This is a genomic window from Streptomyces sp. NPDC002935 (genome assembly GCF_040611295.1).
Taxonomy (GTDB): Bacteria; Actinomycetota; Actinomycetes; order Streptomycetales; family Streptomycetaceae; genus Streptomyces.
The window spans coordinates 124871-138765 of sequence record NZ_JBEXNW010000017.1 but is presented as its reverse complement, the minus strand read 5'-3'; the positions used below and the strand labels follow the sequence as shown (position 1 = coordinate 138765).

The following is a 13895-nucleotide window of genomic DNA, read 5'->3' as shown; positions in this document are numbered from 1 at the left end:
TCGCTCCTCACTTCACCCGGACCTCGCACCGCATCCGCCGTCCGGGACCCACCGCCCGCTCGGGTCCGGTCAGCGTCACCGGTACCGCGTACCGGACGTCGTCGTCGGCGCTGGACACCCCCAACCGCAGTTCCAGTTCGCCGGGTTCGACGATCCGCTGCCCGTCGGGTCCGGTGTACGCGGCGAGATCGGCCGGGACCGTGAAGTGGACCTCGGCCGACGCGCCCGCCTCCAGCGGGACGCGCGCGAAGCCGACGAGCCGGGCCACGGGCCGGGCCACCTTGCCGACGGGGTCGTGGAGATAGAGCTGCACGACCTCCGTACCGGCCCGCTCCCCCGTGTTGCGCACGGTCAGCCGCAGCGTCGTCTCGCCGTCCGTCGCGAACACGCGGTCGTCGGCCACCGGCGGCAGCCAGGCGTACGAGGTGTACGAGGTGCCGTGCCCGAAGGGGTACAGCGGGGTCGGGTCGAGGGTGCTCGCCTCACCGCGCCGGCCGAGCGGCGGGGCGAGGTACGTCCACGGCTGGCCCGCCGGGTCGCGCGGCACGCTCACCGGGAGCCGCCCCGAGGGGTTGACCCGCCCGGAGAGGACCCCGGCGACCGCGGGCGCGCCCTCCTGACCGGCGAAGAACGTCTGCACCACCGCCGCGCACCGGTCCGCCCAGCGGCCGAGCGCGTAGGGGCGTCCGGAGAGCAGCACCAGCACGACCGGTGTCCCGGAGGCCAGCGCCTTGTCCACCAACTCGCCCTGACCATCGGGAAGTTCGAGGTCCGCAGCGTCACAGCCCTCGCCGGAGGTGCCCCGCCCGAACAGCCCGGACCGGTCGCCGACCGCGATCACGCACACGTCGGCCCCCACCGCGTCGTCCGTGAACTCCACGCCGGGCAGTTCCGCGCGCAGCGCTTCGAGCAGCGTCGGCACGGCCACGCCCATCGGCACCTCGGGGTGGTCCAGCAGGACATGGCGGGGGAACGTGTAGCAGCCGAGCAGGCCCGCCGGGTCGTCGGCGAGCGGTCCGAGCACCGCGATCCGCCGTGTCTCGGGCCCGAACGGCAGCCCCCCGTCGTTGGCCAGCAGTACGACCGACTCCTCGGCCAACTGCCGTGCCAGTGCGCGCATGTGAGGCGGGTCGAGATCCACCGGACCGTCGGCGGCGGGCGGGGCCCAGTCGGGGTCCAGCAGTCCCAGTTCGCACTTCTGTGTCAGCACGCGCAGCGCGGCCCGGTCCACGGTCTCCTCGTCGAGCGGCCCGGCCCCGTAGCAGCGCACCGCGGGGAGTTCGACGTCGACGCCGGCGGCGAGCGCGAGCGCGGCCGCACCCGCCGGGGAGTCGGTGAGCCCGTGCGCGGACTCCAGGAAGGACACCCCGAAGTAGTCGGCGACGACCGTTCCGGCGAATCCCCATTCCTCTCGGAGGAGTTGGGTGAGGAGTTGGTGGTGGGCGTGGGCGGGCAGTCCGTCGAGGTCGTTGTAGGCGGCCATCACCGAGCGGGCGCCGCCCTCCCGTACGGCCATCTCGAAGGGCGGCAGGATCACATCGGCGAGTTCGCGGGGGCCGATGGAGACGGGCGCGTGGTTGCGGGCGCCGCGCGAGGCCGAGTACCCGGCGAAGTGCTTGAGCGTGGCGACCACGCCCGCGGACTGAAGGCCCTGGACGTAGGCGGTGCCGACGGTCGCCACGAGGTAGGGGTCCTCGCCGATCGACTCCTCCGTACGGCCCCAGCGGGGATCGCGTACGACGTCGAGGACGGGGGCCAGGCCCTGGTGGATGCCGACCGAGCGCATCGAGGCGCCGATCGCCGACGCCATCTCCTTCACCAGGGCCGGATCGAAGGTCGCGCCCCAGGCCAGCGGGGTGGGGAAGACGGTGGCCCGCCAGGCCGTGAAACCGGTCAGGCACTCCTCGTGGGCGAGGGCGGGCAGCCCGAAGCGGTTGGCGGAACGGATGCGTTCCTGGAGGGAGGCGAGGCGGGCGGCGCCCTCTGCGGGCTCGACCGGCCTCGTACCGAAGGGGCGGGTCAGCTGGCCGAGCCCGTCGGGCAGCAGGGCGGCCAGGTCGAGGTCCTCGGACAGGGCGTGCTGTAGGGGGGCCATGTCGCCGCCCGGCGTCTCGTTCGAGCCGGGCCAGACGCTGTAGAGCTGGGCCGTCCTCTCGCTCGGGGTCATCCGGGCGAGCAGGTCGGCGGCGCGGACGCCTGCGGGCAGAGCGGGGTCCTGCCAGAGGTGGGTCATGTAACTCCTCGCATCCGTAAGGGAATCCGGGGCGTCCCGGGCGTCATGGGCGGCGTGGGCATCCCGGGCGACGGGGGCGGCGTGGGTGTCCGGGTGGTCCGGGGGACCCGGGGTGTCCGGGAATCCGCGAGGACCGCGACCGGACCCGTGCGCTGTCTCAGCCCTTCGTCGCGCCGAGCGTGATGCCGCCGATCAGCTGTCGTTCGGCGACCGCGTAGAAGGCCAGGGCGGGTGCCATGGCGAGCACCAGGTAGGCGAAGATGCGGGCCACGTCGGAGGCGTACTGGCCCTGGAACTGCTGGATTCCGACGGGGACCGTCCACCAGGTGGGTTCGCTGAAGACGAGCAGGGGCAGCAGGAAGTTGTTCCAGCTCCCGACGATGGCCAGCACCGAGACCGTGCCGAGCGCGGGGCGGGCCAGCGGCAGCAGGATGCGCCAGAAGAAGCCGAAGGCGGAGCAGCCGTCGAGGGTCGCCGCCTCCTCCAGCTCTCCCGGGATCTCCCGGAAGAAGCCGCGCAGGATGACGATCGTCAGCGGCAGTCCGAACGCCGCCTGGGGCAGGATCACGCCCCAGGGGTTGTCGAGCAGCCCGACGGTGCGCAGCAGGATGAACAGCGGCAGGATCGCCACGGCGAACGGGAACATCAGCCCCATGGTGAAGACGGTGAACAGCACCTCCCGCCCCCGGAAGGCGAACCGAGCCAGCGCGTAGGCGGCCAGCGCCGACACACCCACGGTCAGGACGGCGGTCGCCACCGCGATCAGCGTGCTGCTGCCGACCGCCCGCCAGAACGGGCCGGAGCCGAGCAGCGACGTGTAGTTCGAGGTCACCCACGGGTGCGGCAGGCCGAAGGCGTTGCTGGAGAGCTGGTCGGTCGTCTTGAAGCCGGAGACGAGGGCGAACAGCAGCGGCGTCACCATGACGGCGGCGACCAGCCACAGGACGACGTACACGGGGATGCTGCGCAGCCGTCGGCGGCGTACGACATCCTTCGGCGCGCTCATCGGTTGGCTCGCATGCTGGTGATGGCTCCTTCGGTGTCGCGGCGCAGCACGAAGCGCTGGTAGGCGAGGGCGAAGACGAGGCTGATCAGGAACATCGCCACGCTGATGGCGCTGGCGTAGCCCATCTGGTAGCGCTTGAAGCCGTACTGGAACATGCTGATGACCATGGTTTCGGAGTGATGGTCGGGTCCCCCGGCGGAGATCACCCACACCAGGTCGAAGAGCTGGATGGCGCCGATCACGGACAGGAACACGCTGATCCGCAGGGTCGGTGCGAGCAGCGGCAGGGTGATGTGCCGGAAGCGCTGCCAGGCGCCGGCGCCGTCGATGCGCGCCGCCTCGTGCAGCTCGGCCGGAATGCCCTGGAGGCCGGCCAGGTACAGCATCATGTGGAAGCCGAAGTACTTCCAGGTCATGACCAGGAAGAGGGTCGGCAGCACGGTGTTCTGGCCCGCGAACCAGAGCCCGCCCACGCCGTCGAGACCGATCGAGCCGAGCAGTTTGTCGGCGAGACCGTCGTCCGGCGCGAAGATCATGCCGAACAGCACGCCGGTGATGACCTCGGAGAGGACGTACGGCGCGAAGAACAGCATCCGGTAGACGGCCCGGCCGCGCAGCCGCTGGTTGAGCAGGACGGCCATGGCGAGCGCGAACGGCAGTTGCAGCACGATCGAGAAGACGATGAGCAGGAAGCCGCGCCACAGGTCGCCGAGGAACACCGGGTCGTCGAGCAGCCGGGTGTAGTTGGCGAACCCCACGGAGTCCGAAGGCGCCCCGAAACCGCCCCAGTTGAAGAAGCTGACGTAGAAGGCGTAGCCCATCGGGACGAGGACGAGCAGCCCGAAGAGCGCGAGCGCCGGGACGGTGAAGACGAACGCTCCCAGCCAGGCGCGTACCCGGCGCCGGGCGGGCGGCGTCGCCGTGGGACCGGGGGACCCGGTCACCGGCCCGGAGGGCTTGCCGATGACCGGTGGGTACGTCGAGGTCGTCGAGTGCGTCATCGGGGGGCCGCTAGCTCTTCTCGCTCTTGGCGGTCTGGGTCACCGAACGCGTTACCTGCTCGGGGGACTTGGAGCCGGCGATGAGTCCGGCGACGCTGTCGTTGATCTCCTGGCCGACGGCGGGCGCGTACGCCTGGTCGAGATAGAGCTGGAAGCCGGTGGACGAGGCGAGGGCGTCCGAGACGGCGCTGAGGTTGGGGTCGGTCAGCGCGGAGCGCACGTCCTTGGACACGGGCACCAGGCCGGTCTCCTTGACGAGCTTGGCGGCGAACTCCCGCTCGGCGAAGAACTTCAGGAACTCCACCGCCGCGTCCGGTGCCCCCTTGCGCACCGCGTGTCCGCCGCCTCCGCCGAACACCTCGGTGAGCGCGCCCTTTCCGCCCTCGACGGCGGGGAAGGAGAAGAAGCCGAGGTCTTTGCCTATGCCCTTGCCGGAGTCGTTCTCGACGACGGGCGCCCACTGGCCCATCAGTTCCATGGCCGCCTTGCCGTTGCCCATGGTGGCCGCCTCGCCGTTCGGCGTGGAGTAGGCGGCGCCGAGGAAGCCGTTCTGGAAGGGTTCGAGGGCGACGAGGTCCTTGAGGTGCTGACCGGCCTTGACGAAGCCGTCGCCGGTGAAGTCGGCGTCGGTGGCGGCCTTCTGCATCGCGTCGAGCCCGGCGACGCGCATCGAGAGGTACGCCCAGTAGTACATGCCGGGCCACTTCTCCTTGCCGGCCAGGGCGATGGGCGTGACACCGGCGCTCTTCAGCGCCTTGACCGCGTCGAGATAGCCGGACCAGGTGGTGGGCGGGGTGTCGATCTTGGCCTTCTTGAAGAGCGCCTTGTTGTACCAGAAGCCGACCATGCCGATGTCGAACGGGACGGCGTACGTCTTCTCGTCGAACCGGTAGGCCGCCAGCGCCGCCGGGAGGTAGTCCTTCGTCCAGGAGGAGACCTTGCCGGTCAGGTCCTCGACGAGGCCCGCGTCGATCTGCTGCCGGAGGACTCCGCCGCCCCAGGTGTGGAAGATGTCCGGCAGCTTTCCCGAGGTGGTCAGCGCTGTCATCTTCGCCTTGTACGCCTCGTTCTCCAGCGTGACGATCTTGATCTTCACGTCGGGGTGCGCGGCCTCGAAGTCCTTGGCGCGCTGGGCCCAGATCTTCTTCGCCGGCTGTGTGGTGGTGATGTTCCACCACTCGATCGTGGTCTTGCCCGAGCTGTTCCCGCTGTCGGACGAGCCGCACGCGCTCAGGGCGGCCGCCCCCAGTCCGGTCGCGGCGGAGGCCGCCAGAAACCCACGGCGGGAAAGAGAGGTGTTGCCCAACGCTCGCATCGCACACCTTCCGGAAGAGTGCCGAAAATTATCGGTCGAGTGCGCACGGAAGTTACGGGCGTAGGACAGGTATGTCAACGCTCCTGACAAATATCGGAGTTGAGGGCCCGCAGGCGCCGGACGGGCCGTACGGCCGCGCTCAGGCGGGGGACGGCCCGCGACGGATGCCCCGCGTGGCTGTGCTCAGGCATGGCCGTGCTCAGGCGGACCGCCTGTGTCGGACCGGCCGGGTCAGACGGACCGCGTCGCCGTGCTCGCTCGGACCACCAGTTCGGTGGCGAGTTCGACGCGGGGGGACGCCGGCTCCTCCCCCAGGGCCAGCCGCAGGACCGTACGGGTCGCCAGCTTGCCCATGTCGGCGAGCGGCTGGCGCACGGTGGTCAGCGGCGGGGCCGACCAGCGCACCTCGGGCAGGTCGTCGAACCCCACGACGCTCATGTCCTCCGGCACCCGCAGCCCCCGCCGCCGCAGCGCCTCGATCGCCCCCAGCGCCATCTGGTCGCTCGCGGCGAACAGCGCGGTGGGCGGCTCGGCCAGGTCGAGCAGTGCGTTGCAGCCCTCGAAGCCGGCCGCGTGGTAGAAGTCCCCCGGCACGATCAGACCGTCGTCGACACCGACACCGGCGCCCTCCAGCGCCGCCCGGTACCCGTCCAGCCGCGCCCGCGAGCACATCAGCCGCGGCGGTCCGGCGATGAAACCGATCCGGCGATGGCCGAGGCCCAGCAGATGCTCCGTCGCGGCCATCCCGCCCGCCCAGTTGGTGGCGCCGACGGTCGGCACCTCCAGCGACGGGGAGCCGGCCGGGTCGACCACCACGAGCGGCACCCCGAGCCGCCGCAACTCCTCGTGCAGCCGGGGTTCGAGGACCGAGGTCACCAGGATCACGCCGTCCGAGGCGCGGGCCCGCAGGTTGGTCATCCACTGCCGGGCGGACCCGGAGGCGCCGTGGATCGCGGAGACCACGGTGCCGACACCCGCCGCGTGCGCGACCTCCTCGACCCCGCGGATGATCTCCACGGCCCAGGGGCTGTCGAGGTCGTTGAAGACCAGGTCGATGAGGGCGGCCCGGTCGCCGGGCGCGGACGCCTTGCGCCGGTAGCCGTGGTGGCGCAGCAGGTCCTCGACCCGGGCCCGTGTCTCCGGCGACACGTCGGAGCGGCCGTTGACGACACGCGACACGGTGGGCACCGAGACCCCGGCCTCCCGGGCGATCTCCGTGATCGTCACCTTGTTCTTGATGCTCTCCCGGGCCACTGCGCCCACCTCCGTCGACGTGTCCAAGACTCCCCTACGGTTCCACACACCCGTACGAAACTTTGCAGGAGTCTTCCGGAAAACCCAGGTCGACGGGAAGCCCGGCCGGGGGCGGAGTGACCGGAGGCCGGAAGCGGAGCGGCCCGAGGCCGGGGGCGGAGCGGCGGGGCGGCTCGGCTCAGGCCGCCGTCAGCCCACCGACTCGAAGCGCCACCTGTGCACCGCCCGGGTCACCAACTCCCCGTCGGGCTCCGGCAGTTCGGGCAACTCGGCGTCGTAGGCCGCGTCCCACCAGGTGATGACGAGGACCCGGTCCTGGGGTGCCCGCAGGATCTCCCGCCGCACCGGCTCTCCGGGGATCTCCTGCCCCCGCACCCAGGCGAGCAGTTCCTCGCCCCGGCCGGCGACGGCCCGGGCCTCCCACATCAGCGCGACGCTCACGAGTACAGGTTCTCCTTCGCTACCTCGTGCACGTGATCATGCGTGTGCGCATGCCCGCGCCCCGGCACGTGCGGGTCCGTCACCGGCAGCGACGAGTCCGCGGACAGGTCCCAGTCGGAGGCGGCCCGGTTCCGGGCGACCATCTCGGCGCCCAGCGCGGCGACCATCGCGCCGTTGTCCGTGCACAGCTTGGGGCGCGGCACCCTGAGCCGGATCCCGGCCGCCTCGCAGCGCTCCTGCGCGAGCACGCGCAGCCGCGAGTTGGCGGCCACGCCACCGCCGATCATGAGGTGGTCGACACCCTGGTCCTTGCAGGCCCGGACGGCCTTGCGGGTGAGCACGTCCACCACGGCCTCCTGGAAGGACGCGGCCACGTCACGCACCGGCACGTCCTCCCCCGCCGCCCGCTTGGCCTCGATCCAGCGGGCCACGGAGGTCTTCAGACCGGAGAAGGAGAAGTCGTAGGCCGGATCGCGCGGTCCGGTGAGTCCGCGCGGGAACGCGATGGCCTTCGGGTCGCCCTCCTTCGCGTACCGGTCGATGACCGGGCCGCCGGGGAAGCCGAGGTTCAGCACGCGCGCGATCTTGTCGAAGGCCTCGCCTGCCGCGTCGTCGATGGTCGCGCCCATCGGCCGGACGTCGGAGGTGATGTCGGTGGACAGCAGCAGCGACGAGTGGCCGCCGGACACCAGCAGGGCCATCGTCGGCTCCGGCAGCGCGCCGTGCTCCAGCTGGTCCACACAGATGTGGGAGGCGAGGTGGTTGACGCCGTACAGCGGCTTGCCGAGCGCGTACGCGTACGCCTTCGCGGCCGAGACCCCGACGAGCAGCGCCCCGGCGAGCCCGGGTCCGGCGGTGACGGCGATGCCGTCCAGGTCCCTGGCCGACACCCCCGCCTCCTTCAGCGCCCGCTCGATGGTCGGCACCATCGCCTCCAGGTGCGCCCGGGAGGCGACCTCCGGCACGACTCCGCCGAAGCGCGCGTGCTCGTCGACGCTCGACGCGATCGCGTCCGCGAGCAGGGTGGTACCGCGGACGATGCCGACACCGGTCTCGTCGCAGGAGGTCTCGATGCCGAGGACGAGAGGTTCGTCAGCCATGGGTCTCTGTTCCTTGTACGGAGGCGGAGGGGTCGTGCAGGCGCATCACGAGGGCGTCCACGTTCCCCGGCTGGTAGTAGCCGCGTCTGAAGCCGATGGGCTCGAAGCCGAAGCGCTCGTACAGCTTCTGCGCGCGGACGTTGTCCACGCGGCATTCGAGCATCACCTCGGCGCAGTCGAAGGCGCTCGCGGCCCGCAGCAGCTCGGTGAGCAGCCGGGAGCCGAGGCCGGTGCCCCACTGGTCCCGCCGCACCGCGATGGTCTGCACGTCGCCCAGGTCTCCCGAGGCGGCGAGCCCGGCGTATCCGACGAGCCGGTCGCCGTCGCAGGCGACCAGATAGCGCCGGGTCGCCTGGGGTCCGCGGGAGTGGGCCAGCTCGGACCAGAACATGCCCCGGGACCAGGCGTCGACGGGGAAGAGCTCCTTCTCCAGCTCCAGGACGGGATCGATGTCCCACCAGCGCATCTCGCGCAGCACGGCGGTCACTTGGGGGTGACCACCTTGTAGTTCTTGGGCACCTGGGCGTCCGGGCGGCGCAGGTACAGCGGCCGGGGCGGCTCCGGTTCCTCGCCCGCGGCCAGCTTCTCCGCGGCCAGGGAGGCGAGCGCGGCGGCCGATACGTACTCGGGCGCGCGGGCGTCGGGGAAGGTGTCGGGGTACAGGAGCGCGCCCGCGCCGACGGCGGGCAGTCCGGCGACCGATTCGGCGATCTCGGCCGGGCGGTCCACGGCGGGCTCCGACACCCGGGTGCGGGGGTCGGCGTACCGCGCCCAGTAGACCTCCTTGCGCCGGGCGTCCGTGGCCACGACGAAGGGACCCTCGATGTCGGCCGCGTACGCGAGCCCGTCGAGGGTGCACAGGCCGTGCACGGGCACGCCGAGCGCGAGCCCGAAGGTGTCGGCTGTCATGAGGCCGACGCGCAGCCCCGTGTAGGGGCCGGGGCCGACGCCCACGACGATGCCGGTGACGGCGTCCAGCTTGAGGCCTGCCTCGGTGAGCACCCGGTCGACGGCCGGCAGCAGCAGCTCCCCGTGCCGGCGCGCGTCCACCTGGCTCGACGAGGCGATGACGGACGTGCCGTCGTGCAGGGCGACGGTCACGGCGGGGGTGGCGGTATCCAGAGCGAGCAAGAGCACGCAAACAGCCTACGGCGCCGGAGCCTGACGCAAGGCCGCCCGGGACTCCCGTCCCTCGGCTGCTACCGTCACAGCAAGGACGTACGAAGGTCGAGAGGTGGCGTACAACGTGGCTAGGAGCAGCTCGGGATTCGTGGCCGGGCTCACCGTGGCGGCGATCGCCGCAGTCGGCTTCCTCGCCTTCCAGGCGTCCGCGAACGTTCCGGACACCCTGGGCAAGCCGAGCGCGAGCGTGTCGGCCAAGTCGTCCGTCCCCAAGGCACCCCAGGGCAAGAAGAACCCGAACGCGCTGCCGGCCCTGTCCGGCACCGGTGTGCGGGTCGTCTACTCGACCGCCGACGACCGGGTGTGGCTGGTCGGCGCGGGCAACAAGGTGCGGCGCACCTTCAAGGTCACCCCGGGCACGGTCGACCCGGCCGCCGGCACCTACGCCGTCACGACGCGGGCGGGCTCGGTCACCGGGTCCGACGGGACGCAGATCGAGCACGTCGTACGGTTCACGCTGGTCAAGGGTGTCGTGATCGGTTTCAGCGCCGCGGTGGACGGCTCCACCGATGCCCCGGATCCCGAGAAGAAGCTCGGCGGCATCCGCGCGTCGCGTGCCGACGGCGACGCGATGTGGGCGTTCGCGACCGTGGGCGCGAAGGTCGTCGTGGTCAAGTAACGACGGCTGGCCGCGCCGACGCGGCGCGGCCTCGCGGGACGGCCCGCACGGCCACGATCCACGCCCGGCCACGCCGCCCTCGCGCGGCCCCGCGCGACATCCCGGGACCAGGATCCCCGCACGGGTGCGATCCCGTCGGGCGGCCTCGCGGGACCATGATCCTCCCCCGCCGCAGCGGCGTCAGGCGGCCTTGCGGGGGTGCTCGGTGACGCGCGGCTCACTCAGGGGCGCACGGGGCGGCCTGGACACCGCCTCCGCCGCGGCGCACGCCGCCAGCAGATCCCGCATCGACACCCCGGCCGTCGCGCGCGGCGCCGCCGGCACGTCACGTTCTGAAGCCGGCACTGCGGCCGGCTCTGAAGCCGCCATGGACGCCTCCTCGGGCTTCGGGGGCAAGCGCGGTTAGGTAGACCTAACTACGAAGTGATGTCCATGTGACCACGGCCGGGACGCCGAACGCAATATCTTGCCGACGTCCTGTCGGAACGTTGGCCGAATGTACGAGCGAAAAGGGGCCCGCGCCACGAAATCCGCGCTCAAGCCGAGTTCAGGCCCCGCTCAGACCGCGCTCAGAAGCGCCCGGGCCGCACTCGGGATGCGCTCGGGATGCGCTCAGGCCGCGAGCACGGTCAGATCCGCCGCGGCCCAGCGCGTCCCGAGTCCCGTGACCGTCACGTGCCGCACCTCGTCCGTGGTGTCCCCGACGGCCCGGTGGATGACGACGTGCAGCCGGTCCTCGGTCAGCTCCTCGACCTTGCCCTCGCCCCACTCCACGACGATCACGGAGTCGGAGAGCGAGACGTCAAGGTCGAGGTCCTCCATCTCGTCCAGCCCGCCGCCGAGGCGGTACGCGTCCACGTGCACGAGCGGCGGTCCGTCACCCAGCGAGGGGTGCACGCGGGCGATGACGAAGGTCGGCGAGGTGACCGCGCCGCGGACGCCGAGACCCTCACCGAGTCCGCGGGTCAGCGTGGTCTTGCCCGCGCCCAGCTCCCCGTTCAGCATCACGAGGTCGCCCGCGCGCAGCAGTTTGGCCAGCCTGCGGCCCAACTCCTGCATCTGTTCGGGAGAGTTGACGGTGATCTGCACGCCGACGCCGTCCTGGGCGGGCTCAGCCGGGTTGTGCGCTGCTGCTGGTGCTTCCATAGCCGCCAACGGTAGCCCCTGCCGGCACGGCTCCCGCGCGCATCAGGAGGTCGGCGAGGCGGTCTATGACGACCTCGGGGTGCTCCAGCATGACCAGGTGTCCCGCGTCGGGGACGAGCACCAGTTCCGCGTCCGGCAGCAGGTCGGCGATGGCCTCGCTGTGCTCGCTCGGCGTCACCAGGTCCTTGACCCCGGCGAGGACGAGGACGGGCATCTCGGTGAAACGGGCGAGCGCGGCCGTCTTGTCGTGCTCGGTGAACGCCGGGTAGAACTCGGCGACCACGTCGATCGGCGTGCCCTCGATCATCCGCTCGGCGAACCGCTCGATGGCCGGGTCGACGTCCCGGCTCGCGAACGAGTACCGCTTGATGACCCCGGCGAACAGGTCGGCCGTGGCCCGCCGTCCCCGCTCCACCAGGGCGGCCTGCTGCCCGAGCGCCTTCAGCACACCGGGGAGCACGCGCCGCACGGCGTTGACGCCCGCGACGGGCAGCCCGAAGTTGACCTCGCCGAGTCGCCCCGACGACGTACCGACCAGGGCGACGGCGACGACCCGGTCGCGGATGAGCTCGGGGAACTGGTCGGCGAGAGCCATCACGGTCATGCCGCCCATGGAGTGCCCGACGAGCACGATCGGGCCCTCGGGCACCGCCGCCTCTATGACGGCCAGCAGGTCGCGGCCGAGCTGGTCGATGGTGAGCGGCGTCCGGTCCTCCAGCTGGGCCACGCCCCGCCCGGACCGCCCGTGGCTGCGCTGGTCCCAGTGCACAGTGCGCACGACACCGCGCAGCGCGGCGCGCTGGAAGTGCCAGGAGTCCTGGTTGAGGCAGTAGCCGTGGCTGAAGACGACGGTGACGGGGGCGGGGGCCTTTCGGCCGAAGAGCCTGCGCCGGCGCGGGGCGAGCGAGGCCTCCGGCTCGGCCTCGTCGACCTCGTAGTACAGCTCGGTGCCGTCGTCGGCGTACGCCTTGCCGGGCGTGCCGCGCAGCGTGCCGTACGGGCCGGTGGAGTCGAGGGCGAGGCGCGCCTTCATGCGCATGCCGCGGCCGACCGTGAGCCGCTCGATCGCGACTCCGGCCGCGGCGCCCGCCGCGACCACGCCTATCGCGGCGCCGGCGACTCCGGCCTTGCGCCAGTTCCCGGCGGAGGCGGCGGCCGCCGAGGCCGTGCTCACGACGGCCTCCGCGCTGCTCTCGCTCACGTCCCGCTCCTCTTCGCTCCGGCTGCCGGCTCTCGGCTGTGTTCTGTCGGCTGTGTTCTGCGGCTGTGCGCTGTCGGCCGTGCGCGCTTCGGTCCGGCTCCCGTCCGCCGTGTGCCGCCCGCCGCTCTCCGCTCGCCGGGCCCCGCGCGCCTGTTCGACTAAGGGGTGTTACCCGTCTTGTTCCTCTTTCACATTCACGTAGACGCGTGGAACACGGGTTCCGATGCGCGTGACGATTTCATACGCGATCGTGCCCGCCGCGCGCGCCCAGTCCTCGGCCGTCGGCTCACCGCCGTCGCCGGGCCCGAACAGGACCGCCGGGGCGCCGGGCTCCGGCTCGTCACCGCCGAGGTCGACGACGAACTGGTCCATGGCGACCCGGCCCGCGACCGTACGCCATTTGCCGCCGACCAGGACGGGGCCGGTGCCGGAGGCGTGCCGCGGGATGCCGTCCGCGTAGCCGACGGGGACGAGGCCGAGCGTGGTCTCGCCGGGGGTGATGTAGTGATGGCCGTAGCTCACGCCGTGGCCGGCCGGAACGTGCTTCACCAGCGCGATCGACGCGCTCAGCGTCATCACCGGGCGCAGTCCGAAGTCGGCCGGGGTGCCGAGCTCCGGGCTCGGCGAGATCCCGTAGACCGCGATCCCGGTGCGTACGAGGTCGAAGTGGCTCTCGGGGAGGGTCAGCGTCGCGGGCGAGTTGGCGATGTGCCGCACCTCGGGGCGCGCGCCCTGCTCCTCGGCGTACGCGACCATCTCGCGGAAGAGCGCGAGCTGGGCCTGGATCGAGGGGTGCCCCGGCTCGTCGGCGCAGGCGAAGTGCGACCAGAGCCCGGTGACGGTGATCAGCCCGCGCGCCTCGGCGGCCAGGGCCCCGGTGACGAGCTCCGGCCAGTCGGCGGGCTGGCAGCCGCCGCGCCCGAGGCCGGTGTCGGCCTTGAGCTGCACCCGGGCGGGCGCGCCGACGGCCTCGGCGGCCACCACGACCTCCCGCAGCGCCCACATCCCGCTGACCGACACGTCGACATCGGCCTCGATGGCCTCCGCCCAGGGGCCGCCCGGGGTCCAGAGCCAGCACATGATGCGCCCCGGCAGGCCGGCCGCCCGCAGGGCGAGCGCCTCCTCCGGGGTGGCCGTGCCGAGCCAGGTGGCGCCCGCCTCGCGCGCCGCGCGGGCACACGGGACCGCGCCGTGGCCGTACGCGTCGGACTTGACCACGGCCATCAGGGCCGCGGTCGGCGCGTGGGCACGCAGGGTCCGCACGTTGGCTCGCAGGGCGGCCAGATCGATCTCGGCGCGGGCGCGCAGGGGTGCCGTCCGCGGGTGTGGTGTCTCTGTCATCGCGCCCCAGTCTCTCAGAGCGGCGGGACAGCCTTCCGGCGCCGGTCCCCGGGACG

The 13895-nt window shown here is 72.2% G+C and carries 14 protein-coding genes; 1 reads left to right on the top strand and 13 read right to left on the bottom strand.

Going from position 1 to position 13895, the window contains the following annotated elements; translation table 11 throughout:
- Nucleotides 1-7: 7 nt before the first annotated feature.
- The 9 genes from ABZX90_RS23800 to tsaB form a co-directional block, all read right to left on the bottom strand.
- Complete coding sequence (locus ABZX90_RS23800) at nucleotides 8-2233, bottom strand: glycoside hydrolase family 3 N-terminal domain-containing protein (protein ID WP_355207738.1); 2226 nt, start codon at nucleotides 2231-2233, stop codon at nucleotides 8-10.
- A gap of 157 nt (nucleotides 2234-2390) precedes the next feature.
- Complete coding sequence (locus ABZX90_RS23795) at nucleotides 2391-3239, bottom strand: carbohydrate ABC transporter permease (protein WP_351126576.1); 849 nt, start codon at nucleotides 3237-3239, stop codon at nucleotides 2391-2393.
- On the bottom strand, nucleotides 3236-4240 hold the full coding sequence (locus ABZX90_RS23790; RefSeq protein ID WP_355207735.1) for a sugar ABC transporter permease: 1005 nt from the start codon (nucleotides 4238-4240) through the stop codon (nucleotides 3236-3238). Before ABZX90_RS23790 ends, ABZX90_RS23795 begins: the two co-directional genes overlap by 4 nt.
- Nucleotides 4241-4250: 10 nt before the next feature.
- Nucleotides 4251-5546, bottom strand: a complete 1296-nt coding sequence (locus ABZX90_RS23785) for an extracellular solute-binding protein (protein WP_355207816.1) — start codon at nucleotides 5544-5546, stop codon at nucleotides 4251-4253.
- A gap of 240 nt (nucleotides 5547-5786) precedes the next feature.
- The gene (locus ABZX90_RS23780; protein ID WP_351126657.1) at nucleotides 5787-6809 is read right to left on the bottom strand and encodes a LacI family DNA-binding transcriptional regulator; all 1023 of its coding nucleotides are present in this window, start codon (nucleotides 6807-6809) and stop codon (nucleotides 5787-5789) included.
- 189 nt (nucleotides 6810-6998) lie between these two features.
- Complete coding sequence (locus tag ABZX90_RS23775) at nucleotides 6999-7250, bottom strand: hypothetical protein (RefSeq protein ID WP_355207732.1); 252 nt, start codon at nucleotides 7248-7250, stop codon at nucleotides 6999-7001.
- Nucleotides 7247-8350 (bottom strand): tRNA (adenosine(37)-N6)-threonylcarbamoyltransferase complex transferase subunit TsaD, encoded by a 1104-nt coding sequence (gene tsaD, locus ABZX90_RS23770; protein WP_355207730.1) that lies wholly within the window; start codon nucleotides 8348-8350, stop codon nucleotides 7247-7249. Before tsaD ends, ABZX90_RS23775 begins: the two co-directional genes overlap by 4 nt.
- A complete protein-coding gene (gene rimI, locus ABZX90_RS23765) occupies nucleotides 8343-8816 on the bottom strand; it encodes a ribosomal protein S18-alanine N-acetyltransferase (protein ID WP_351126655.1) in 474 nt (157 codons plus the stop codon). The genes tsaD and rimI overlap by 8 nt, the downstream gene beginning before the upstream one ends.
- A 17-nt stretch (nucleotides 8817-8833) precedes the next feature.
- Nucleotides 8834-9487 (bottom strand): tRNA (adenosine(37)-N6)-threonylcarbamoyltransferase complex dimerization subunit type 1 TsaB, encoded by a 654-nt coding sequence (gene tsaB, locus ABZX90_RS23760; protein ID WP_355207727.1) that lies wholly within the window; start codon nucleotides 9485-9487, stop codon nucleotides 8834-8836.
- 109 nt (nucleotides 9488-9596) lie between these two features.
- On the opposite strand from tsaB, the gene ABZX90_RS23755 reads away from it, so the two are divergent.
- The gene (locus ABZX90_RS23755; protein ID WP_351126566.1) at nucleotides 9597-10151 is read left to right on the top strand and encodes a hypothetical protein; all 555 of its coding nucleotides are present in this window, start codon (nucleotides 9597-9599) and stop codon (nucleotides 10149-10151) included.
- Between the two features lie 180 nt (nucleotides 10152-10331).
- On the opposite strand, the gene ABZX90_RS23750 is transcribed toward ABZX90_RS23755, so the two are convergent.
- The 4 genes from ABZX90_RS23750 to alr all read right to left on the bottom strand — a co-directional run bounded on the left by ABZX90_RS23750 (nucleotide 10332) and on the right by alr (nucleotide 13839).
- Nucleotides 10332-10520: a hypothetical protein gene (locus ABZX90_RS23750; protein ID WP_351126667.1), complete on the bottom strand. Its 189-nt coding sequence runs from the start codon at nucleotides 10518-10520 to the stop codon at nucleotides 10332-10334.
- Nucleotides 10521-10763: 243 nt separating this feature from the next.
- Nucleotides 10764-11297, bottom strand: a complete 534-nt coding sequence (tsaE, locus tag ABZX90_RS23745) for a tRNA (adenosine(37)-N6)-threonylcarbamoyltransferase complex ATPase subunit type 1 TsaE (RefSeq protein WP_351126565.1) — start codon at nucleotides 11295-11297, stop codon at nucleotides 10764-10766.
- A complete protein-coding gene (locus ABZX90_RS23740) occupies nucleotides 11263-12498 on the bottom strand; it encodes an alpha/beta hydrolase (protein WP_351126563.1) in 1236 nt (411 codons plus the stop codon). The genes tsaE and ABZX90_RS23740 overlap by 35 nt, the downstream gene beginning before the upstream one ends.
- Before the next feature lie 168 nt (nucleotides 12499-12666).
- On the bottom strand, nucleotides 12667-13839 hold the full coding sequence (gene alr / locus ABZX90_RS23735) for an alanine racemase (protein ID WP_355207722.1): 1173 nt from the start codon (nucleotides 13837-13839) through the stop codon (nucleotides 12667-12669).
- Nucleotides 13840-13895: the final 56 nt, after the last annotated feature.

Bases quoted from the DNA above. Each gene is read 5' to 3' on its own strand.
- ABZX90_RS23800 (WP_355207738.1), bottom strand. From the start codon at position 2,233: ATGACCCACCTCTGGCAGGACCCCGCTCTGCCCGCAGGCGTCCGCGCC.
- ABZX90_RS23750 (WP_351126667.1), bottom strand. From the start codon at position 10,520: ATGGCGGCTTCAGAGCCGGCCGCAGTGCCGGCTTCAGAACGTGACGTG.
- ABZX90_RS23790 (WP_355207735.1), bottom strand. From the start codon at position 4,240: ATGACGCACTCGACGACCTCGACGTACCCACCGGTCATCGGCAAGCCC.
- tsaD (WP_355207730.1), bottom strand. From the start codon at position 8,350: ATGGCTGACGAACCTCTCGTCCTCGGCATCGAGACCTCCTGCGACGAG.
- rimI (WP_351126655.1), bottom strand. From the start codon at position 8,816: ATGCGCTGGTGGGACATCGATCCCGTCCTGGAGCTGGAGAAGGAGCTC.
- alr (WP_355207722.1), bottom strand. From the start codon at position 13,839: ATGACAGAGACACCACACCCGCGGACGGCACCCCTGCGCGCCCGCGCC.
- ABZX90_RS23795 (WP_351126576.1), bottom strand. From the start codon at position 3,239: ATGAGCGCGCCGAAGGATGTCGTACGCCGCCGACGGCTGCGCAGCATC.
- tsaE (WP_351126565.1), bottom strand. From the start codon at position 11,297: ATGGAAGCACCAGCAGCAGCGCACAACCCGGCTGAGCCCGCCCAGGAC.